The following is a 22,691-nucleotide window of genomic DNA, read 5'->3' on the forward strand; positions in this document are numbered from 1 at the left end:
GTGATCGTGCGCCTTCGTGCCCTGATAGAACTCACCGGACTTGAGCACGCCCTTCTTCGCCAGCTTGGTGAACGCGCTCCTGGCGAGATGGATCGTGTCGTCCTTGACGCTGAAGTCGGTGATCGTGTCCTGGTTGGCCCTGTTCGCGCTTGCCGACTTCGAGAGCCTGGTGTCGAACACGAACACGTCCTGGCCGAGGCCGCCCGTGAGCGTGTCCTTGCCTGCTCCGCCATAGAGCATGTCGTTGCCAGCCTCGCCCAGGAGCACATCGTTGCCGGAAAGACCGTTGAGCACGTCGTTGCCGGCCTCGCCCTCGAGCCGATCGTCGCCGCCCGTGCCGGTGAGGATGAACGGGGTCTTCTCGACCACATCCGTCACCTCGAGGATGAAGGATTGGCTGGTCTGGCCGCCATAGGCGTCCCTGGCCACGACGGTGAGGCTGTGGCTGGCTTTAGTCTCGAAGTCGAGGGCGCCGGTGAGGACGAGGTTGTTGCCGTCGATCCGGAACGGGCTGTCGGACGCAAGGCTGTAGCTGAGGGCATCGCCATCGGCATCCCGGGCCGAGAGCGAGGCGATGATCGTGTCGGCGAGCGCATCCTCGGCCATGGCGGATGAGGACAGGCTCAGCGCGGTCGGCGCGCTGTTCCACAGGGTCACGGTTTTGTTGGTGAACTTCAGGAACCGGATGTCCCGCAGGAGATCAGTACCGTCGGCTGTCACCGTCCAGGTGCCGTCGCCGTTGTTATGGTAGGTAGCTTGATCAGATGTGACAAAGAAGAAAGCGGTATTGGTGCCAGCACCGCCCTCAAGCGTATCGTCACCACGCTCGCCGGCCAGCGTATCATTCCCGTTGCCGCCGATCAGGAGATTGGCCTCTTCGCTGCCAAAAATACGATCATTACCATCGCCCCCAATGGCGTTCTCGATCCCTAAGAGCATATCCAAGCCATAGCCTGTATCGCGGGAGAACAGACCTTGTTGGTATCTCAGATCGATATCAGCGTTGGCGGAGCCTGAGTATACGACCGTATCGATGCCGTCACCTCCATCGAGGGTATCATTGCCGAGTCCACCCTCAATCGTGTCGTTTCCGGCTCCCGCAATCAGAACGTTGTCTGCATTGTTGCCTATGAGGTGATCGTTCGCGCCGTAGCTTGTCACGTTCTCGATGTTGCAGATCACATCGAGTCCATAGTCAGCTCCGACGGCCTGCGCCGTTTCGATGCGAAGATCGAGCGTGACGTCCGTGGTATCGTTCTTGACGACGATATAGGTGTCGATGCCGGCTCCACCATCAACTGTATCATCGCCGAGGCCGCCGATGAAAACCTCGCTGTCGGCGCCTCCCTCAGCGCTATCGTTCCCGTTTCCGAGGTCGATTTCGCCTGTTACTGTGCCGAGGCTGCCATAATACCGATCGTCTCCCCAACTGAACGAGATCCCACCAAAAATTTGACCTTCATTGATAATGTAGTCAGCGGTGCCAGATGCACGAATAGCAATGTCACTGCCATAACCCTCATTCCGAGGGGTGGCCTTGATGATGCCCTTGTTGGTGATTGTATTAGGAGAGTCGTTTGGGGATGACATCAAGACGATCGCCTCTTGTTCAGCAGAGGCGATGAGACCTTCGTTTAAAATGTTTGTTCGGGACCCAACCAGCAGAATTGCAGAGCCAGATGCCGATATCGAACCCTTATTGACAATCGTTGTGTCTAGTAATTTGCCCTCTCTATTACCAATCGCAGAATTACCCGAGTATACTACTCCTGAATAGCCAACCTCAATGAGGCTCCGATTGCCCCGAAGATCAATGCCGTAATGCCACGCTTGGATAGCGCCATACACGGAAATCGATACATCATCATCAGGAGCAATAACGGCTGTCGCGGTTGGGGAGTCTAGAACGCCGGTCGCTCCAACGATCAAGGGATCGCGCCCTCCAACGGTTGCTGCCGGACTTCCGCTGACGTAGGTTGTAATGACTGGCATAGACGCGATCTCCAAAAGGAGAATCTTGCCATTTCTTCCGTTGTGGCGTCTCTTGATGAACAGCTAGGATTTTGCGGTCAGATCGAAGCTTTTCAGCTCCGTTTTCTCGACGCTTCCATGAGCCTTTGCTTCTTGGTCCCTGAATTCTGCTAAGATGCCGCCAGAGCAAGAAGGTTTTTAGCAGGAAACATGGATCATCTTGGGGCAATGCGCTCGTTCAGGCGCGTCATCGAACGAGCGAGTTTCAGCCGGGCGGCTGAAGACTTGGGACTGTCATCTGCGGGTCTCGGCAAGCAGATCCGCTGGCTGGAAGAGCGGCTCGGAGCCGTCCTGATCCAGCGCACGACCCGGCGCATGGGGCTGACGGAGACGGGGCGGGCCTATTATGAGGAATGCTGCCGCCTTCTGGACGAACTTGACGAGGTGGAGCGTTCCATTGCCACTGACGCGAGGCACGTCTCGGGCCGTTTGCAGGTGAACGCCCCCTTGTCTTTCGGATTGACGGTTCTATCGCCGATCCTTCCTGATTTCATGGCGCAATATCCCGATCTGAAGATCGACCTGACTCTAAGCGATCATCTTCTTGATGTTGTAGCGGCAGGCTTCGATATCTCGATCCGGATACGGTCTGAGTTGGCGGATTCGTCTTTGATTGCGCGCAAGCTCGCTGATGTCGAGCAGATCACCTGCGCCGCTCCCGCTTATCTTGAAAAGCGAGGTGCGCCTCTCACTCTTGATGACCTTCATCGTCACGATTGTCTCGCCTACACCCTGGCCGACAATCCGGGTGCCTGGCATGTAAATGGTCCGAAGGGCGAGGCGAGTATAGCCATTCCCGCAAGGCTCTCCGCCAACAACAGCATCATGCTGCGAGACATGATCGTCGCTGGCATGGGTATCGGTGCGTTGCCCTCCTTCATTGCGAAGCCGGAAATCGACCGTGGAGCACTCATGCCGGTTCTCGCCGATCACACCTTCCCGCGGCGGCATGTCTATGCCGTCTACCCCACGAACCGCCATCTTCAGAATAAGGTTCGTGTGTTCCTTGACTTCCTGGCCCGACACCTTTGAGAAGCGGCTTTAGAGAACTTTTTACCGCCAGCTAAAAGTCTTGTCGCCGAGGCGTGATTTATCCAAGCCACGCCTTGTGATCCTCATCGCGCATCCGTGCAATTGAGGATCCAGCGATGGCGAGAATTCTCGTTCTTTACTATTCCACTTATGGCCACATCGAAACCATGGCATCCGCCGCTGCCGAGGGCTCCCGATCCGTCCCCGGCACCGAAGTCGTCGTCAAGCGCGTCCCCGAGCTGATGCCTGATGAAGTCGCCCGCGCCGCGGGAGCGAAGCTCGATCAGGCCGCACCGATCGCGTCTCCCAACGAGCTCGCCGATTACGACGCCATCATCTTCGGAACGCCCACCCGCTTCGGCAACATGGCCGCACAGATGCGCAACTTCCTCGACCAGACAGGTGGGTTGTGGGCGAAAGGCGCACTGGTCGGCAAGGTCGGGTCCGTCTTCACGTCCACCGCCAATCAGCATGGCGGCCAGGAAAGCACGATCGTCTCCTTCCACACGACCCTGTTCCACCACGGCATGGTGGTCGTCGGCCTGCCTTACAGCTTCGCGGACCAGATGGGTGTTGAGGAAGTGAAGGGCGGATCGCCGTACGGCGCAACCACGCTTACGGGCAATGACGGCGCGCGGCAGCCCAGCCAGATCGATCTTGCCGGTGCCCATTTCCAAGGCAAGCACGTAGCGGAAATCGCCAATAAGCTGCGGGCGCAGTGACGATGATGCGCCGCGCATTGATCGGATGCCTTGTACTGACAGTGGCTGCCTCAGCCGCCGCCGAGACAGGGAAGGACAAAACCGTTCTCTACCGTAATGCCAAGGTGCTGACCGTCGACGCGGCGTTCAGCACCGCGCAGGCCCTGGCGGTGCGCGGCGATCGCATTCTCGCTGTCGGTTCAGAAGCGGAGGTCGCGGCGCTTGCCGGGTCCGATGTGGAGATCATCGATCTCGAAGGCCGGACTGTCATCCCCGGTCTGATCGACAATCACGTCCATGCCATTCGTGCTGCCGCCACATGGGCCGAGGAGGTTCGTCTTGACGGGGCGAGCACCCGCGAGGAGGCACTGGATCGCATTCGCCGCAAGGCGGCGGTCACCCCGAAAGGACAATGGATCTACAGTCAGGGCGGCTTCACGGATCCGCAGTTCAGCGACGGTCGCATTTTCAATCGCGCGGAACTGGACGAGGCCGCGCCCGATCATCCGGTTTATCTCCAGCACATGTACAGCCATGCCTATATCAACCTCGCGGCGGCGAAAGCTGCAGGGTTGATGGGGCCTGCCGCGCAAGTCCTGGCGGAAACCGGCGAAATGCCCGTGGGCGAGGACGGCCTTCCGCTCGGCGCGGTGGCGGGCCGGGCGATGGATTTCGTCATGCGCAAGTTGCCACCCAAGACACCCGAGAAATCGCTCGCGGGCGCGGAGGCTGTCATGCGCGATCACGCCGCCGTTGGTCTCACCTCCATCTTCGACATGGGCGGCTTCGGCATTCGGGATGAAGATTATACGCCCTTCGCCAGGCTCGCGGCTGCCGGAAAGCTTCCTATCCGTGTCTTTCACACGCGGTGGTTCCGCAATGACAACGGCACGCGCGGCAAGGAGGCATTCGAGCGTGAATTGCGCGAGATGACGCCGCTCTCGGGCCCCGCGCATTTCCGGCTGATCGGCGCGGGCGAATTGATCTACATGCCGGTCTTCGATTCCATCGGCCAGCCGGGCTCACCTCTACCCCTTCATCTCGACGAGTTCGAGACGATTCTGCGCGCCTTGGCGAAGGCTGGATGGCCCATGCGCATTCACGCGGAGAGCGACGTCACCATCTCCCAGCACCTCGATCTCATCGAGAAGATCGCGAAGGATATGCCCGTCGCGCATCTGCGCTGGACCATTGAGCATGGCGACACGATTTCGGAAGCCTCCCTCAAACGCATGAAGAAGTTAGGGATGATGGTGGCCCTGCACAGCCGCCCCGTCGTGTTCGGGCGTCGGCGCCTCAGGGCGCTCGGTGAGGAATCGCTCGGCATGCCGCCGCTCGATCTTGTCCGGGCCAGCGGCGTGCCGTGGGGCATCGGGTCCGATTCCGTTATGGCGAATGTCTACAATCCCTTCGTGACGCTTTGGTGGGCCGTGACTGGCAAGGCTCTCGATGGCGCTCTCGTCACACGTCCGCCCCTGTCGCGCAAAGATGCGCTGATCGCGCACACCCGCTCAAACGCGTACCTCCTCTTCTCCGAGAACGAACTCGGCACTCTCGAAAGGGGCAAGCTCGCCGACTTCGTGGTGCTGTCCGATGATTACATGAGCGTGCCCGAAGATCGCATTCGCCACATCAAACCGGTGATGACGGTTGTGGGGGGAAAGGTCGTCCATGACGCTCGCACCCCTCAACAGGCTCAACAGTGAAGGAACGTGCGATGGCCGCCGCCTCTCGCCTGTCGCTGTCCGCTTCCAGTAGCTCCAGCGCCATTGCCCTTCTGATCGTCACCGGCTGCGTGTTCGGCGCGATGTTCCCGCTCGGCAGGCTGGCCGGACAGGCAGGCGTCTTCCCGCTGGCCTGGACGCTCTCCATGCTGGTGGGGGGAGGGCTGGTCCTTCTTGCCATGACCTTGGTGCGTGGGCAGTCCGTTCCGCTGTCACGGCCGCATCTGGCCTATTATGCCGGTGCAGGTCTGCTTTCGATGGGCCTTCCCAATTTCATCCTCTTCATGGTCATGCCCCATCTCGGCGTCGGCCTGTCCTCGGTGGTCTATACTCTGCCACCGATCCTCACGCTCGCCTTCGCCGTTCTTTTGGGAATGGAGAAGCCGGGGCTCCGGCGCAGCATCGGAATCGCGCTCGGCTTTGCAGGCGCAGCAATGATCGTCAGTCAGCGCAGCAACCTGCCGGCGCCCGATCTTTACGGCTGGATGCTGCTGGCTCTCACCATTCCGGCATCGGTGGCGGCAGGCAACATCTTTCGCACACGGTTTTGGCCTGCGGGCTCCTCACCCCTTCCTCTATCGGCAGGCACGATGCTGATGGGCAGCGCATGGGTTCTGCTCATCATCATCGTCAAAGGCCGAACGGAAGAGATTCTGAGCCTCACCGCAACGCCCTTGCTGGCCCTGATCCAGGCGGCGTTGAATGCGCTCCAGTTCCTGATGTTCATGCGCCTGCAGAAGGCTGCGGGTCCTGTCTATGTCAGCCAGGTTGGCTATGTGGCCACGGCGTTCGGCCTCGCCTCAGGCGCACTGGTGTTTGGCGAAACCTACTCGCCCTGGATCTGGATCGCGAGCATCACCATCGTGCTGGGTGTGCTCGTCGTCAATTCGGCGCGTCGCGCCTGATCGTCTTCCCGATAAAGCGGAGTTCTTCCATGGTCCAACCTGTGATCAAGATCGATTTCTACCACGACGTCGTCTGCGGCTGGTGTTTCGTTATCGCGCCGCGCCTGCGCAAGCTCAGCGAAGAGCTGCCGCTCGAAATCCGGCATCGCAGCTTCGTCCTGCAGGATTCGCGCGAAGAGATGGTGCGCGCTTGGGGCTCGCTGGAACGCGCCAAGCGGGAGATCCTCGGTCACTGGGAGCGCTGTCGCGAGGCCGATGACGACAAGAGGAGGATCAATGTCGAAGGTATGTGGAAACAAACCTTCGAATATCCGTCCGGCATGATTGGCACGCTCAGCTGCAAGGCCGCCGAGATTCAGGGCGGGCAAGCCGCCCATTGGGACATGTTCGATGCCGTGCAGAGAGCTCATCTGACGGAGAACCGTAACATCGGTGATGCGGGCGTGATCACCGATGTGGCCAGGGAAATCGGCCTCGATATGTCCCGCTTCGAGCGCGACCTCCACAGTGCCTATACCCGGCAGAAGGTCGAAGAGGACAGAGCCAAGGCAAGAAGCCTCGGCATTCGCTCGATCCCCTCGGTAGTGATCGAAGAGGCGGGAATCGTTCTGAGCACGGCGCCGACAGAGGTTCTGCGAAGCCAACTCCTCGCCGTTCAGGAGCGTCTGCGGGCTGTTGGCCCGGCTTCGGCTTAGATGTTCAGGAGGGTCGATGCTGCTTCTGGCAAAACCGTTGTGCTAGGCGCAGCGCTACGAATCTATCGGTTTATCTAGGGCGCGGAAGCGTGGTTTGAGTAGGCTTGGCAAAAGAAATCTCTTTTGGGGACGACCATGCCTGCAACACACATTCGCTTCGGCAACGAAACCCAGGTCAACGACATCACGGCCGGTCATCAGAGCTACAATTATGTGACGGCTTTGGTTGATGGTGGCTGGGTCGTTACCTGGACGACACGCGGGAATATGGCCGACATCGTGCAGCAACGCTATGACGCCGATGGCATGAAGGTCGGAACGGAGGCCATCGTCAATACGCACACGACGGATCTTCAATATATGTCAGTCGCGACGGGCCTCGTGGATGGCGGTTGGGTCGTCGCCTGGGTATCAAGCGGACAGGACGGCTCAAGCGAAGGCGTCTATCAGCAACGCTATGATAGCAATGGCGCAAAAGCCGGCGCAGAAACACGGGTCAACGTCGTCGCCGGGGGCTATCAAGGTCAGCCAAGCATCGCGCCTATGGCAGATGGCGGCTGGATCGTTACCTATCTTTCGGAGTTGAACGGCATCCTGCAACAGCGTTTTGATGCTGCGGGCGCGGCGGTCGGCACTGCGACCCGCGTTGACGACGACCCTCCCGCCTCGATGTATTCGAGTGCGGCACTCACGACGTTCGGATGGGTTGTCGCCTGGACTGGCACGGACGGTGCTCGCGACAATATCTTCCAACAAGCCTTCGACCTCGACGGCAATAAGTTGGGCACCCCGCAGCAGGTCAACGTCTCCTCGACTGGGCAGCAGCGCGACGCTCACGTCATGGGTCTTCTGGATGGCGGTTGGGTGGTGTTCTGGTCGAGCGATACCGGTGAGTCACAAGACCTCTATCAGCAGCGTTATGATGCGGCGGGTGCAAAGGTCGGTGGCGAAACACTCGTCAATGCGGATGCGCGCGCGTCACGGTCCAAAGTCCAGTCAACGCTTCTGAGCGACGGCAATTACGTCGTCACCTGGACAGCATATGGATATGGCCCGGATGGAGACGAGGGTGGAATCTACCAACAGGTGTTTTCGGCCTCCGGTGACAAGATCGGCGCAGAGATCCTCGTCAATGTCACCACCGTTGGGTCTCAGAACAGCGCGACCGTAACAGCCCTCGCCAATGGCGGCTGGGTCGTGTCTTGGGACTCGAACTTTCAGGACGGCGACGGATACGGCATCTATCAGCGCGTTTTTTCCCCGTCCGATGATCTGACCCTGCGGCCCGGAACTGATTTCGTGATCGGCACCAACGGAAACGATACCTTCCAGGTGGCTTCAGGCGGCCTCGACGCCGGCGATGAAGTGCACGGCGGCGATGGTTTCGATACACTGCAGCTTGCCGAGGCAGGAACCCTCGATCTGAGGAACGGGGCTATCTCTGGCATCGAGGTTCTGAGGGGGTCGGAAGGCGACGATACCTTTATCCTCAAGTCAGGCCTGAACACTGGTTTCTCCGTCATCAACGGCGAGGGCGGCAGCAATGATGTGGTGCAAGTGCAAGCGGGCGCCACGGATCTGAGCACGGCCACGATCTCCGGCATTGAAAAGATCCGGTTCGCAGCGGCTGGCTCCGCCGTCCGCTTCAACTTTTGGGATCACGCGAAACTGGTGCAGGGCACCAACACGGAAGGCGTCACGGATGAAGTGATCTTTGCTATCGATATCGTTACCAATGCCCGGATCTTGCAACTCTTCCGGCAGGGGATCGATAAGGTCACCGATAGCAACGGCGTGAGCTATGGGATCATTCCGATCGAGCTGACAAACGCGGGCGGCACAACCAGGACCACAGTCGATGTGCCGGTCAAGCCCTTCGCAACAGGTCTTTCACTCTCAGTCGCCTATGGCGCGGAAGCGACGGCGACCGTGAAGCTCGATGATCCTGCTAAAGGAAAGTTTATTCCAAGCAACCTGGGCGGAACGTACAACGCGACTTCCGGTACCTTCACGATCAAGGGCTCGGCGGATGCAGTGGAGAAAGCCATTGAGGCACTGTCATTCGATCCGGCTGACGGCGGCAATGTCGGCGGCTCCTCGACAACGACTTTCACGGTGACGATCACGGATGGCTTCACCACGGCTACAGATAGCGCAACGGCGGTAGAGTCCACGGTTGCTAATTTGGCCCCGGATTCCATCAATCTGAGTAACGCAACTGTGCTTGAGAACAGCGCGGCCGGAACGGTAGTGGCAACCCTCTCCGCCACAGACCCGAACGCGCCGGAAACCTTCACCTTCGACATCATCGGTGATGCTGCCGGCCGCTTTGCGGTTTCTGGCAACACGCTCATCGTTAAAGATGGGGTGAGACTCGACTATGAACAGGCAACGTCCCATGAGATCATCTTGCGCGTGAAAGATGTGCTCGGTCTCGTGCGTGATGAGGCCTTTAAGATCCAGGTGGGCGACGTTGCCAACGAGATTGCCACAGGCACGATGGGCAACGACGTGCTCAAGGGCGGAGCCGGAAAGGACCGCTTTTATGGTGGGCTTGGCAACGACACGCTTGAAGGCGGCAAAGGCCAGGACATTTTCGTGTTCGATACCAAACCGAATAAGAAGACCAACATCGACACGATCACGGATTTCAGCGTGAAGGATGATGGGATCTGGCTCGATAACGCGATCTTCAAGAAACTCGGTAAGGCGGGTTCCGAGAAGAAACCGGCGATGCTGTCGAAGAACTGCTTCACCATCGGCACGAAAGCAGCCGACGCCAAGAATTATCTCATTTACAACAAGAAGACGGGCGCCTTGTACTACGATGCCGACGGCACCGGTGCGCAGGCCCAGATCCAGATCGCGACGCTCTCCAAAAACCTCAAGATGACCTACAAGGACTTCTTCGTAATTTAAGCATTATCCTTTGATTGAGAGTGCGCCGGCGCACCCTGTGCCGGTCTGGCTATCGCTTTTTAGTTGTTCAACTAGGGACGACATCGCGGCAATCGTGGCACTCCTCTCTTAATGCTCACAAGGGAAGGGAACCAGGATATGGCAATTTATACCGGCGGAATCGAGGACGACACGTACACTGGCAGTCCGGAAAATGACAACATCAGCGGCGGTCTTGGGAATGATATGCTGTCTGGCGCCGAAGGAAATGATTACATTTCAGGAGATGAAGGCCATGACAACCTCGGCGGCGGCAAAGGCAGCGACACGCTAATTGGTGGTGAAGGCAATGACGCCCTTTCCGGAGGTGATGAAAATGACATCCTCGAGGGTGGAGCTGGAGCCGATTACATCTCTGGCAATGCCGGCATTGACGCAGTTCACTACTACAATTCGCCGTCGGCGATATCAATCAATCTGACTCAATACAGCACTAACCATGGCGGTGATGCAGAGGGCGATGTCTTCTTCGATGATATCGAGAACGCCCTCGGATCTCTGTTTAACGACGTTATCACGGGTAACAGTCTCGCCAACCTGATCAACGGAGTCGCCGGAAACGATTATCTGAGTGGCATGGGCGGCGACGACATCCTGGATGGCGATGTCGGTAGAGATACCTTGGATGGCGGTGCTGGCGCTGATGAACTCTACGGCGGTGACGGCTTCGATTTCGTAACCTACGCCTCGTGGGCATCCGCAGGTGGGCTCGGAATTCTGGCGAGCCTGGAGAAGCCCAACTTTAACACGGATGATGCGTATGGAGATATCTATCACAGCATCGAAGGTCTCATCGGATCCCGATACAATGACACGCTTGCAGGCAATGGCGAAGATAATGACCTGCAGGGCTGGTTCGGCCACGATACGCTGATAGGAGGAGGGGGGCATGACAGCCTCTTCGGCGGCGAGGGAAACGACAATCTCTCCGGCGGTGCAGGGAATGACGTTCTGACCGGTGAGATCGGAGATGACTATATCGCGGGAGGCGAGGGCGCGGATATTGCCGTCTACAGCGGAAAGTTTTCGGAATATAAGATCACTTCCAATGGCACCAACTATACCGTCGTTGACACGAAAACGGATCGCGCGACCGGCAACAATGGATCCGATACGGTCGCCAACTCCGTTGAGATTTTGCGCTTCGACGATCTCGATTACCGCTTCAACAACCGCGAGCCCAACAACATCAGGCTGACGACGTCGACGATCAGCGAAAGCGCGCTGGCTTCGACGATCGTCTCCAGCCTGACCGCGGTTGACGCGGATGGCGATAAGATCAGTTACAGCCTGGTGTCCGACGGTCCGTTCAAGCTCGACGGAAACAACCTGATCCTGACGGGACCGCTCGACTACGAGACCAAGACAAGCCACACGATCACCGTCACGGCTTCGAACGGCTATGGCCCAGGCACGACTCAGACGCTCACGATCACCGTGGCGGATGCGGTGGAGACGACGTCGTTCACGCTCATTGGCACGCCGGGCGCCGATTATCTCGAAGGGGAAGCAGGCAACGATGTGATCCGTGGCCTTGCCGGCAACGATACGCTCAAGGGCGAGGCTGGAAATGACATCCTCTATGGCGGAGCCGGCAAGGACTTGCTCTCCGGCGGATCTGGCCAGGACATCTTCGTGTTCGACACCAAGCTGTCGAAGTCATCGAAGGTGAACAAGGCCAACCAGGACAAGATTGTGGACTTCAACGTCAAGGACGACACGATCCATCTCGCCAAGAGCGCGTTCTCCAAGCTGGCCAAGAAAGGCGTGATCAAGTCCGGCGAGTTCTACCAGGGCACGCAGGCGCACGATAGCGATGACCGTATCATCTACAACAAGAAAACGGGCGCCTTGTACTACGATGCCGACGGCACCGGCGCACAGGCCCAGATCCAGATCGCGACGCTCTCCAAAAATCTGAAGATGACCTACAAGGATTTCTTCGTGATCTGACCCACATAGCCGAAGCTCAAGGGATGTCCTTAAGCCTCGGCCTCGCAGAACCCTGCTGATTGTCGCGCCGGATGGACAAGACCATCCGGCGCGACAATTCCGGTCTTCGATAGCTTCTTTGCCTATACGATTTCGTCGCGCGGCGCTGTTAGCACTTATGCCTGACGCATTGATGGCAAGCGCATGCCGCCGAGCGTCTCATCTAAAAGGCTCGCCACGAACGCTAGTTTGCTGTTGCAGACCCTGGACCACGCTTGCCCGACGGCGTTCCATCAGGGTTCATGCCATATTTCCGGTAGGCAGCTTGGATGTCTTCCTCCGCTACAGCCTGCATACGCGCATCATTTTTTGCGAGCCAAGCTTTATGCGCGATGCCACCGCCAACTGTGAGGGGAATGGTCGATAATCCGGTTGGGTCCATAGCAGCTGCGATACCGGCGGCGCCTTGGGCAGTGCCGAATGCCGTGGCTTCCGCGTCCAGTTCCGCGTTGACTTTGGCCGAAGCCGAGCCCGGTGCATTATATTGGAAGCCAGCGGGATCCCCGACAGAGCTGCTGCTATTGCATCCAGCTAAAGCAATGGTGGCCGTGCCGATGAGAAAAATTCTGGCGAAGCGAAACGGCATTGACCCGAGTCCAGAGCGTCGTTGATCTGTCCACTCGAACATAGCATGCCGTTGTTCAATGATCACTGGATGAATAAGGGGATTCGTATCACCCTTCCGTCACGCTCTTAGGCTGGCACTTGGTTCTAGGTCGATCGCAATCCGCTACTATATAACGGCATAATCGCGGCGTCTTTCGTGACTTTCAGTATCATCGCATCCAAATTATGCCATGCCCATCGCAGCGGGTGTAAATTCTCGCGTCGAGTCAAGTTGGGGTTATGTGCTCAGCTAATCGGGTGTGACTATCATCATTCGTTGATGTGGCTATTCCGAACCTTCAGCGCTGATGAATGGCTAAGCACGGGCTTTTATATATAAACTCTTTCCACCAAGACGAAAATCTCATCTAGTGGAATTTGGTTTTCAAAAAATGGGGGTTTGAAACGGGATGAAAAAGCCAAAGGAAATCAAGATTGTCTCTGAGGAGATCGCAGAAGCCTCCGCGCGCACATTGCCAACGGCGAGCGTGGAGCTGACACCTGAGGAAATGGCTGTACTGGAAATCGAAGTTGCATGGCTGCACTGGAGATCCGAATTCCGTAAGATCGTTGTCGGTTCCGGACAGCTGCGTACTCCTTGGCGCAACATCTTCGAGGCAGACGCCATCTTGAGTCTCATCGCTCACAGATGGCTTACGAAGGCGCCCATCACACTCAAGGAAATTGCGACCTATTTGTCTGAATTCAGCACTGAAGCAACGATATCGCGTCACATAGATGACATGGAATTCGCTGGAATGTTGGAGCGGGTGAGGGACCCCGCTGACAACCGAAGACTGCTCCTTATCCCAACTGAGCGGCTGCTCATTGTCGGGCGAAATTTCCTCCAGGCCCGACTTATGTTCATGAAAAATAACGGCTTTGACGCAACTGTCTCAAAGCCAGGATAACCCCAAAACTGCAATTAATGCCCTTTGGTCAAACAGGTTGGACTAGATATATATAGGTCTGACGTGAGGTCAGGTCCGCGTCAACAATACATGCGGCAACCAAAGGTGATTGGTTACAGAGAGAAGCCTTTTTCATAGGCCAAGTAAGTTACGCGCTCCGATTACTTATCGGGGCGCACGTAATCACCGCATAAAAAATCGCAATGGTTTCATGGTGTCAGCAACCGCGCTTTCATCAAATGGGATCGTGCGTCCAATTGCGACCTGTTGTGGGGTGAGAAGATGACTACAAGCGAAGTAAATTCCCAAACAGTTTTGTATATCGACCATGATGAAAATAGTCGATCTGCATTCGCGTCGGGCCTGCGTAACATTGGATACGTTGTGATCGAGGCAGAAAGCGCCAAAGACGCGATTGCGATGCTCGGCGATAACTCTCCCGACTTTATCATTTGCGATGATGCGCTCCCTAATTTTGCTGCCGTCGAATTGCTCAAGGCCGTGCGAGAAGGTCACAACAGCCTGGATGCGACGCCGTTCATCTTCGTTTCGGCATGCGCCGATCGCAAAGAGATGCTCCGTCTGCGGGAGCTTGGCGCCGACGATATCCTTTCGAAGCCCATAGACTTAGAGCTGGTGGAAGTGACGCTTCAAGCGTGCTCGGCACAAGTGAGACGCCTTCAACGCAGCAAGCCGCATGTGCTGAAGCGCCGTGACGCAGGTCGTAGCGCAGGTCATGCAGTAGGTGTTGAAGTATCGATCTCCAATCTTGCTGAGACATTGGACGGCATGTCGCGCGGAGTTATCTATCTTGATAGCTCGGGCGCCGTACGGAATATGAACAGGACTGCCGATGCTATCCTTTCTAAAGGAAGCGCGCTGCAAATCGTTTCGGGCCGACTTTCTATAATACAGGCGCCCTCTGCTCGAAACCTCCGGGAAGCTGTTCGTGCTGCAACAGCACAAAAACCATGTTCCAGCATTGTGCCGATTCCACGCGAAGCGCAAACGCCGCTTGTTCTTCACGTTTGCCCCTTGGATACCGGTGGTCGTGACGGCCTGCCGACTGTCGCGATTATGATCATTGATCCATCTGCTCCACCTCCTCTCTCAGCTTCAATCATCGCACAGATCTATGGCTTTACACGTAGCGAAGCGCGGATTGCCGTGGCTCTGGCGCATGGCAATCGATTGGATGAGATTGCGGAGCTGTTCGGTGTATCTCAGGCAACTGTAGCCTTCCATGTTCAGAACCTCTTTCGCAAAACGCAAACGGCAAGGCAAAGCGATCTCGTCGCATTGCTATTGCGAAGCTCGATCAGCACTCCAGTACTCCAAATCGCAGCTTAGAACGGTCAACGGAATTTGAAACGAACCCTCTTGGAGAGAGGGCAATTGCCGTTTGAATTGATCTGAGAATAACGCCGATTTGATGAGGGCTGAGGCCATAGTGAAATAGCCATGACAACAGTTCGGTTCCGTACGACGCGGCGGCACACATGGCAGATTTCTAGATTAGATAAATCAAGGAATGAACATAGATGACAACTAATGTTTCCAGTCTCAACGGTGACAACGTCACGCTTAATAGCACCAACACAGCCGTTCACTTGGACTACAATTCAGACGCATTGGTTTCAACCAACGGCGGCATTGTCGACATTCAGGTCGCTTTGTTGATTGGAGCCGATCCGGATTACGATCGTTTGGGGGTTGATCCTGCGAGCGGAATTACGCTCTCCAACGGCATCAGCACAGGTAGTGTTGTCACGATTGGCGATGTCATCGGTGTCGTCGAGCTTGGGGGCACAGGAACGCATAATTTCCATGTGAAATTTGACGACGATCATCCAGCGACGGCCGCGGCAGCCCAACAGTTTATCCGCGCCCTAACGTTTACGAACACGGGTACAGCTCTCGGGGAGAATTTCTCGCGCTCGATTCTCATCGGGGTTTACGATGACGTTGGAGGCGGTAGCACCAATTTCGTCTCGATTTCAAAGGGAACTGGCACTGGCGGTGGGGGTGGAGGTGTGAACTCGGCGCCTGTCATCGGTGTGAGCCTGCCGTCGGAGATTTCAGAACAGGCCAGTCCCTTCTCCTGGACGACGATCACTGACGCGGATGACGACAATCTCAGTGTCACGGTGACCGTCAGCGATCCTGCGCAAGGCTCCTTTTTGGCGTCAAGCCTCGGTGGTGGCAGCTATGATCCGGTGTCCGGCACCTATTCGATCAGCGGGACACCAGCACAGGTGCAAGCAGGTGTTCAGGGCCTGGTCTTCATTCCGAAGAGTGTTCCCGAGAGCGCCAAAGCTTCGGTCACTTCGGTAGCCTTCAAGATAACCGCCAGCGATGGAAAGCTCTCCACTTTCGCGGTCTATGCCGCTGATGTCTGGACGAACAAGGCCGACGTGCTCAAAGGTACATCCCGGAGCGAGAAGCTTTATGGCTATAGCGGCAAGGACACGCTCTCGGGCAACGGCGGCAACGATAAACTCTTTGGCGGATCGGGTAATGATACGCTTAGCGGCGGCTCCGGGAAGGACGTGTTTGTGTTCGATACAACGCCGAACAAAAGCACCAACAAAGACAAGATCGTCGACTTCAATGTGAGGGATGACTCGATCTGGCTCGACAACGCGATCTTCACCAAGCTTGGTAAATCCGGCACGGAGGCCAAACCCGCGCAGCTGAAGAGCAGCTACTTTACGATTGGGTCCAAGGCGAAGGACAAGAACGACTACATCATCTACGACGACAAGAAGGGCGTTCTTTACTATGACGCCGACGGTTCCGGAAAGGGCAAGGCGGTGGAGTTCGCCAGCGTCTCCAAGAACCTCGCCATGACCTACAAGGACTTCTTCGTCATCTAAGCCATATCTCGGTGACAATCACAGACCCGTCCGGCTCCAGCCGGGCGGGTTTGTGTCTCTCATAGTTTACAGATGATTCAGGCAGGATCTACCAATCGCATCTGCTCCGCCGATCTGAAGGTCTGTCTCGCCGGCGACGATTTTTTGCGCAGAAACTGGCAACGACACGCTGGCCGCATGCGTGCGAAGTTTGACGCCGCTTCTGCTTGCCTTGTCCTCTGCAATGGTCGCGATTGTTCGTCCGGTGAGTGGTGACAAGTGGCTTGCGTATCCGGCCTGCGGTGAGACAAAAGCGGAAGAATCCCTTCTTTTATATAGCTATTTTGATAATCCTTCCTTCGTTCAAGCGAACGAAAGATCGTCTTTCTTTGCCGCGGAACGTTTGCCTCTCGAGGCCCGGATTTTTCAACGCTCCCTCGATGCGCATGCCGATGCCCAAGAATCAAAACTCTATTTAAATGACTGGTTTCAAATTTTGTCTTTCGTGCATTGATGCCCTGTGAACGAGAAAACATCGATTGATATCGATGTGACGGGGGCAAACTTGGTGGCACGATGCTTTGAATGGGAGAGTTCCCCGCGACGCGAAAGCGCGCCGTGGCGTGATGCCCTTATCTGTATGCATCGGCTCACAACCGAAAACACAAGCGAGCCGTCGCCGTACGTTAATTCCGCCGCATCAGCGGCTCTCTCGCCTTGCCGCGTAGTCAATAGCAGCAAGCAAATTTGCCATACACCATACGAGGGGGCGTAAAGTGTCTTATCCTTCAAATCAAGAAAACGATCTCGCTTCGAACGCCACGGCGTTCCAGTCGCCTCCATTCGCGTGGGGGGAGGAGCTCAGGATAACGTCGACGCCTGGAGTCCCCGAGTATGCGACCCGGGTTGTTGGTCTTCGCGACGGGCATATCCTGGCTGTTTACCGCGATGGGAGCGATGGCACGATCAAGGGGCAGCTTCTCTATACAACCGGCGTCCCGGTCGGAGCTGCGTATACTCTCGCTAGTGAAGTTCCCGGTACATCGACATTCGGCAATTTTGATGTCGTGCAACTTGGCAACGGCCAGGTCTCTCTCGTTTTCGAGGATGCTGCTTCACCAGCAGGCGCGCGTCCGACGCGAATTGTGTCGCAGAACTTTAACCCTCTAACGGGAGCGCTGGGAGCGACCGACGTTATCGCGTGGTCGTCGTCGGCCGACAGATTGTTGGGACAAGTGAGCGCCGTCGGACCGAGTGGCATTCTCGTCGATGCCTGGGGGCCGGACATGACGCTCCCCGTGGCTTATCTGAAGGCATCTCAAACCGCCCAACCAACGACTCTCGAAGGCTTCGCGGGTTATCCGGGCGATGCACAGTCCAGAAGTGCGTCGGTGATGTTGAGTGACGGCACGATAGCATTGACTCAATGGAACGAGCTTAATCTCGGCTTTGGCAATGTCCAGTATTATACCGAAACGAAATATTTTACCGCGGATGGGGTTTGGATATCTAGTCTTCCAGCAGTTCGAGAGCAAGTATTAGACAGCGCAATTTCTGCGCGCGATAGTTCTTTTGGTATAAAAGAACTGATAGCACTCCCAGGTGGAAGAAATTTTGCTTACACTTACAATTATAAGAATATATTATACCTACATATAGCCGGAAAAAATGTCGTTCTCAATACGAATAGCGGCTACAAGATAAGCGTCCTTCCTGATGGGGGGTTTGCATTTGTATATGAGTATCAAACCGATATACGTGCTTTAGTACTCGATAAAAACGGATCGGTTGTTGGATCTGAATTTGTCGTTAATACGAACACAGCTGGTATTCAGTCGCATTATGACGTCACAGCTCTGGCTGATGGCCGCTTTATGGTCACATGGGCCACGGCTCCAGACAGCCAGTTCCCGAGCTTCGATGTTCACGGGCAGATTTTTGATTCCCGTACCTCACCCCTTCTCATGGTATCGACGGCGAGTTCGAGCGCGATGCTATATGGGACAGCCTATAATGATAATATAACAGGGGGAACGTACGACGACACCCTGTTCGGCGGCGCTGGCAACGACTCTCTAAGCGGATCGTTGGGCAATGACGTGCTTATGGGCGAAGACGGCGTCGATAAGCTCACCGGTGGCGAAGGTCACGATACGCTGATTGGCGGTTCGGGAGGTGATGTTCTCAACGGAAGCGGGGGGAGTGACATAGCCTCGTATGAGTCATCGAGTTCGGGTGTCTATGCAAGTCTGAACGCTCCTAATCTGAACACCGGTCATGCGAAAGACGACAGTTACATCTCGATCGAGGGATTGGCGGGTTCGTCGTACGACGACACTCTCGAAGGCGGCGGGAATTCAGACGCTCTCTATGGTCGCGATGGGAATGACCTGCTTATTGGCGGTGGTGATACCGACTTTCTGCATGGCGGCGCGGGAGCTGACACGCTCGATGGTGGCGCAGGCTTCGACTATGCCGTTTATCTTTTAAGTAACGCCCCTGTAGTCGCATACTTAAACAAAGAAGACAGAGACGGGGATGCCTGGGGCGATGTCTATTCTGATATCCAGGGCTTAATTGGAACGGCGTATGCTGACACGCTCGGGGGCGATGACGATGCGAATGTCCTTAATGGATACCACGGCGATGATCTCCTGATTGGCTTTGGGGGCGCGGATACACTTGAGGGCGATGAGGGCAACGACACACTTGAGGGCGGCGCCGGCGGTGACTCTCTGAGTGGTGGGGCCGGGACCGATACCGCCAGCTATATCAACGCTCCTCAAGTTAACATCGGTGGCGTTCTCAGCGGGATTGTCGTCAATCTCTCAAATACCGCGGAGAATACTGGCGACGCGCAGCACGATTCATACTCGTCGATCGAGGGTATCGTAGGTTCAAGATTCAACGATACGCTTACTGGCGGCTATTCTGCGGGGGGCGTGCTTGATGGAAGTGACGGTAATGACGTCATAGTCAGCACTTCGGCCGCCGACACGCTTATTGGTGGATCCGGGAGCGACACCCTGAGAGGGGGTAACGGAGCCGATACCCTCGATGGCGGCACTGGATTCAATGTCGCACAGTATGTTCTTCAAGGTGCGGTCAAAGTGGATCTCTCGACCGGGAGGGGATTCGGGGGCGAAGCGGAAGGTGATGTCCTCGTCAACATTCAAGGCGTTAGCGGCGGCAGCGGAAACGACACGATCATCGGCAGCGGCGAAGCCAATGATCTGAAAGGGAACGTCGGAAACGACTCCCTCGATGGCGGTGCCGGCAACGACACTCTCGATGGCGGCTTCGGAAACGATGTGCTGATCGGTGGCGCGGGGGCTGATACCCTCGATGGTGGCTTCGGAAACGATTTTGCGTCCTATGTGACGGCACGCGAGCGTGTTGAAGTTTACCTTGATGGCTCGGCCACAAATGTGGGCGATGCTCTCAATGATCGCTATACTTCCATCGAAGGCCTGATTGGCTCGCAGTTTAACGACATCCTGGTCGGAGATCTCGGCAACAATAACCTCCAGGGTTTGGACGGTAACGATTCGCTCATTGGCGGCTTGGGAAATGACAGCCTCTACGGTGCCATCGGTGAAGACACGCTTCGCGGCGGAATTGGGAGCGATCTGCTTGACGGCGGCAACGGCAAGGATGAGCTCTACGGCGATAGCGGCGATGACTTTCTCAAAGGCGGATATGGTAACGACGTTCTGAACGGCGGCACTAACAACGACTATCTCATGGGTGAGGACGGTGACGACGCACTCCATGGTGATGAAGGCGATGACTATCTCTTCGGCGCCGACGGCGACGACCTGCTGAAAGGTGGTTTTGGCAACGACGTGCTCGAAGGCGGGGCCGGTAAGGACGCGATGGACGGCGGCGAGGGGTTCGACTTTGCCTCGTATGGCGACTGGATCGCTGCTGACAATGATACCGGTGTCAAAGCGAGCCTTCTGGGGGGCGGCGGCACGGGCTACGCAAGCGGAGACACCTATACTTCAATCGAAGGCCTGATCGGGTCCGAATATCGCGATGAGCTTATCGGCGATAACAAGGACAATGAAATTCAGGGCGGGTACGGAAACGACATCCTTACCGGTAATGGGGGGCATGATACCCTCTATGGTGGCGACGATAATGATTTGATCTATGGCGATGCCGGGAATGATGTCCTCTACGGCGATGACGGCGACGATACCCTCTATGGAGGCACCGGCGCCGACAAGCTCTATGGCGGTTCAGGAAACGACGTTCTGGACGGCGGGCAGGGATCCGACACGCTCGATGGCGGCGGAGGCGACGATACCTATTACATCAGAAATCAAGTAGGGATCCCGGCCCCGACCATTATCGATGAAAGCGGAATTGATACTGCGATTGTCTTTGGAAACTATACGCTCAGCAACAATTCCCCGCTTGAGAACTTGACGCTTGACGAAACCGCTGTGAGCCCCGGGATTACTCTGAAAGGCAATCAGGGCAAGAACGTCCTTACCGGAAATGGCTCCGCCAATATTCTGGACGGTGGCGGGGGTGGCGACACACTCGTTGGTGGTGCCGGCGACGATATTTACATCATTCGCAGTCTCGATGACGTCGTGAGGGAAGAAGCGGGTGCTGCCGGCGGAACAGATACGGCATATATCCTTGTCGATGGCCGTCCGGAGGCGGAGTGGCGCAACATCCTGAAGAATGTCGAGAACATCATCTTCTTGGCAGGAGAAGCGACGCAAGAAGGAGGCGCCGGAAACGACACGCTGATCGGTGGCGAAGGCAACGATACGCTCAACGGACACGGCGGCGACGACCTCATCATCGGCAATGGCGGTGACGACCTCCTTAGCGGCGGAACAGGAAATGATGTTCTGCATGGCGGCGAAGGCAATGACACAATCGACGGGCAAGGTGGCGACGACGTCATCTACGGCAATGGCGGCGACGATCTCCTTAGCGGCGGAACAGGAAATGATGTTCTGTATGGCGGCGAAGGCAACGACACGATCGACGGGCAAGAGGGCGACGACGTCATCTACGGCGATGGCGGCGACGATCTCCTCATTGGTGGATCAGGAAACGATGTGCTGAACGGCGGTACCGGCAACGATCAGCTGGTGGGCGGCTCCGGCAATGATATCTACTACATCGACGATGTCGGTGACGTTATTGTCGAGACCACGGACGAGAGTGGCGGCATTGACACGGCCTACATCCTCTTCGATGCGAGCAAAGGTTTCACATCGTATGATCTGAATGACACTGTCGGCGTCGAATTCCTCATCATCGACCCCAATTCGACGATCGGCGGCAGCGTCTCGGGTAACAACCTGGCGAACACGATTATCGGAAGCGGCTTTGATGACACGCTCGATGGAGGCGGTGTCACGAACGGCGGCCAGGATTCCCTGGCGGGCGGTGCCGGCGACGATACCTATATCGTGTCCAGCAACAACGTGATTGTGGATGAGACGGCGCCTGGCAGCGGTGGCATCGACACCATCAAGCTGCAGGGCTCCGTGATCACGACATATACCATCGCCGCCGGTGTCGAGAACCTTGACGCACGTGCGATGACGACAAATGTCGAGATCATCGGCAACGAGCTCGATAACCATATCATTGGCGGTACGGGCGCCGACACCCTGGTCGGAGGTCATGGCAATGACACTCTCATAGGTGGGCTTCCGAGAGGTAACGGTCCCAGCGAATTCGCCGATACGCTCGATGGTGGGGACGGCAACGACGTTTACTTCATCACTCATAGCGGCGATATCGTCATCGAAAGTGTTGATCCTGCAGGCGGCAGCAATGACGCCGCGTATGTCTGCGGTTTCAAGTATCATCTCGCGGACGATGTCGGCATCGAACTCCTGGCTGCGTACGACGAGATAGGCCACGGCTCATGGCTGATCGGAAATAACTACGCCAATACCCTTCGGGGAAGTAGCTATGACGATACTCTGGACGGTGGATCCAGTGTTGTCGCCCATACTTTGCAAGGCGGCGCAGGAAACGACATTTACTTCATCCGGAACGTCAATGACCTGATCTCCGGCGAAATTAATGCGGACGGTGTCAACATCAGCACCAACGACACGGCTTACATCCATGACGATGTGGCCGCCGCTCTCTTCGCGCTTCACTCGGATTGGGGGAACGACTGGACCCGCATCGAGACATACTTCCAGAGCTTCGGTATCGAAAAGATCGAAAAATGGAATGGGTCCGGACCCGGTGATCCGGAGGGGCCGACGAATATCGCATTCTCGGATGCGACG

General features: G+C 56.6%; 13 protein-coding genes and 1 pseudogene. 12 read left to right on the plus strand and 2 right to left on the minus strand.

Features of this window, described 5'->3' with window-relative positions; genetic code table 11:
- A partial coding sequence (locus DQW91_RS16155; protein ID WP_245411084.1) for a cadherin domain-containing protein occupies positions 1-1,590 on the minus strand: 1,590 nt, incomplete at its 3' end.
- A 609-nt stretch (positions 1,591-2,199) separates the two neighbouring features.
- Here DQW91_RS16155 and DQW91_RS16160 point away from each other — a divergent pair.
- The 7 genes from DQW91_RS16160 to DQW91_RS16190 all read left to right on the plus strand — a co-directional run bounded on the left by DQW91_RS16160 (position 2,200) and on the right by DQW91_RS16190 (position 11,999).
- Positions 2,200-3,063 (plus strand): LysR family transcriptional regulator, encoded by an 864-nt coding sequence (locus tag DQW91_RS16160; protein WP_198411894.1) that lies wholly within the window; start codon positions 2,200-2,202, stop codon positions 3,061-3,063.
- 116 nt (positions 3,064-3,179) lie between these two features.
- Positions 3,180-3,785, plus strand: coding sequence for an NAD(P)H:quinone oxidoreductase (gene wrbA / locus DQW91_RS16165; RefSeq protein WP_112664687.1), 606 nt, complete (start codon positions 3,180-3,182; stop codon positions 3,783-3,785).
- A 2-nt stretch (positions 3,786-3,787) separates the two neighbouring features.
- Positions 3,788-5,470, plus strand: a complete 1,683-nt coding sequence (locus tag DQW91_RS16170) for an amidohydrolase (RefSeq protein WP_157961487.1) — start codon at positions 3,788-3,790, stop codon at positions 5,468-5,470.
- An 11-nt stretch (positions 5,471-5,481) separates the two neighbouring features.
- Positions 5,482-6,393, plus strand: a complete 912-nt coding sequence (locus DQW91_RS16175; RefSeq protein ID WP_112664689.1) for a DMT family transporter — start codon at positions 5,482-5,484, stop codon at positions 6,391-6,393.
- 29 nt (positions 6,394-6,422) lie between these two features.
- Positions 6,423-7,088, plus strand: coding sequence for a DsbA family oxidoreductase (locus DQW91_RS16180; protein WP_112664690.1), 666 nt, complete (start codon positions 6,423-6,425; stop codon positions 7,086-7,088).
- Positions 7,089-7,223: 135 nt separating this feature from the next.
- Complete coding sequence (locus DQW91_RS17270; protein WP_112664691.1) at positions 7,224-10,007, plus strand: hypothetical protein; 2,784 nt, start codon at positions 7,224-7,226, stop codon at positions 10,005-10,007.
- 138 nt (positions 10,008-10,145) lie between these two features.
- On the plus strand, positions 10,146-11,999 hold the full coding sequence (locus DQW91_RS16190; protein ID WP_198411895.1) for a cadherin domain-containing protein: 1,854 nt from the start codon (positions 10,146-10,148) through the stop codon (positions 11,997-11,999).
- Between the two features lie 223 nt (positions 12,000-12,222).
- Here the strand turns inward: DQW91_RS16190 and DQW91_RS16195 are convergent, their stop codons facing one another.
- A complete protein-coding gene (locus tag DQW91_RS16195; RefSeq protein WP_157961488.1) occupies positions 12,223-12,624 on the minus strand; it encodes a hypothetical protein in 402 nt (133 codons plus the stop codon).
- A 430-nt stretch (positions 12,625-13,054) separates the two neighbouring features.
- Here DQW91_RS16195 and DQW91_RS16200 point away from each other — a divergent pair, with 430 nt between their 5' ends.
- The 5 genes and pseudogenes from DQW91_RS16200 to DQW91_RS17280 all read left to right on the plus strand — a co-directional run.
- Positions 13,055-13,555, plus strand: a complete 501-nt coding sequence (locus DQW91_RS16200; protein ID WP_112664694.1) for a helix-turn-helix domain-containing protein — start codon at positions 13,055-13,057, stop codon at positions 13,553-13,555.
- A 282-nt stretch (positions 13,556-13,837) separates the two neighbouring features.
- Entirely contained in the window at positions 13,838-14,905 is a 1,068-nt protein-coding gene (locus DQW91_RS16205; RefSeq protein ID WP_112664695.1) for a DNA-binding response regulator, read from the plus strand.
- Between the two features lie 191 nt (positions 14,906-15,096).
- On the plus strand, positions 15,097-16,431 hold the full coding sequence (locus tag DQW91_RS17275) for a calcium-binding protein (protein WP_157961489.1): 1,335 nt from the start codon (positions 15,097-15,099) through the stop codon (positions 16,429-16,431).
- Positions 16,432-16,621: 190 nt separating this feature from the next.
- On the plus strand, positions 16,622-16,924 hold the full coding sequence (locus DQW91_RS16215) for a hypothetical protein (RefSeq protein ID WP_112664697.1): 303 nt from the start codon (positions 16,622-16,624) through the stop codon (positions 16,922-16,924).
- A gap of 772 nt (positions 16,925-17,696) precedes the next feature.
- Positions 17,697-22,691, plus strand: a pseudogene (locus DQW91_RS17280) (hypothetical protein); the annotation flags it as partial.

The sequence above is a fragment of the Microvirga flavescens genome, assembly GCF_003290125.1.
Classification (GTDB): domain Bacteria; phylum Pseudomonadota; class Alphaproteobacteria; order Rhizobiales; family Beijerinckiaceae; genus Microvirga; species Microvirga flavescens.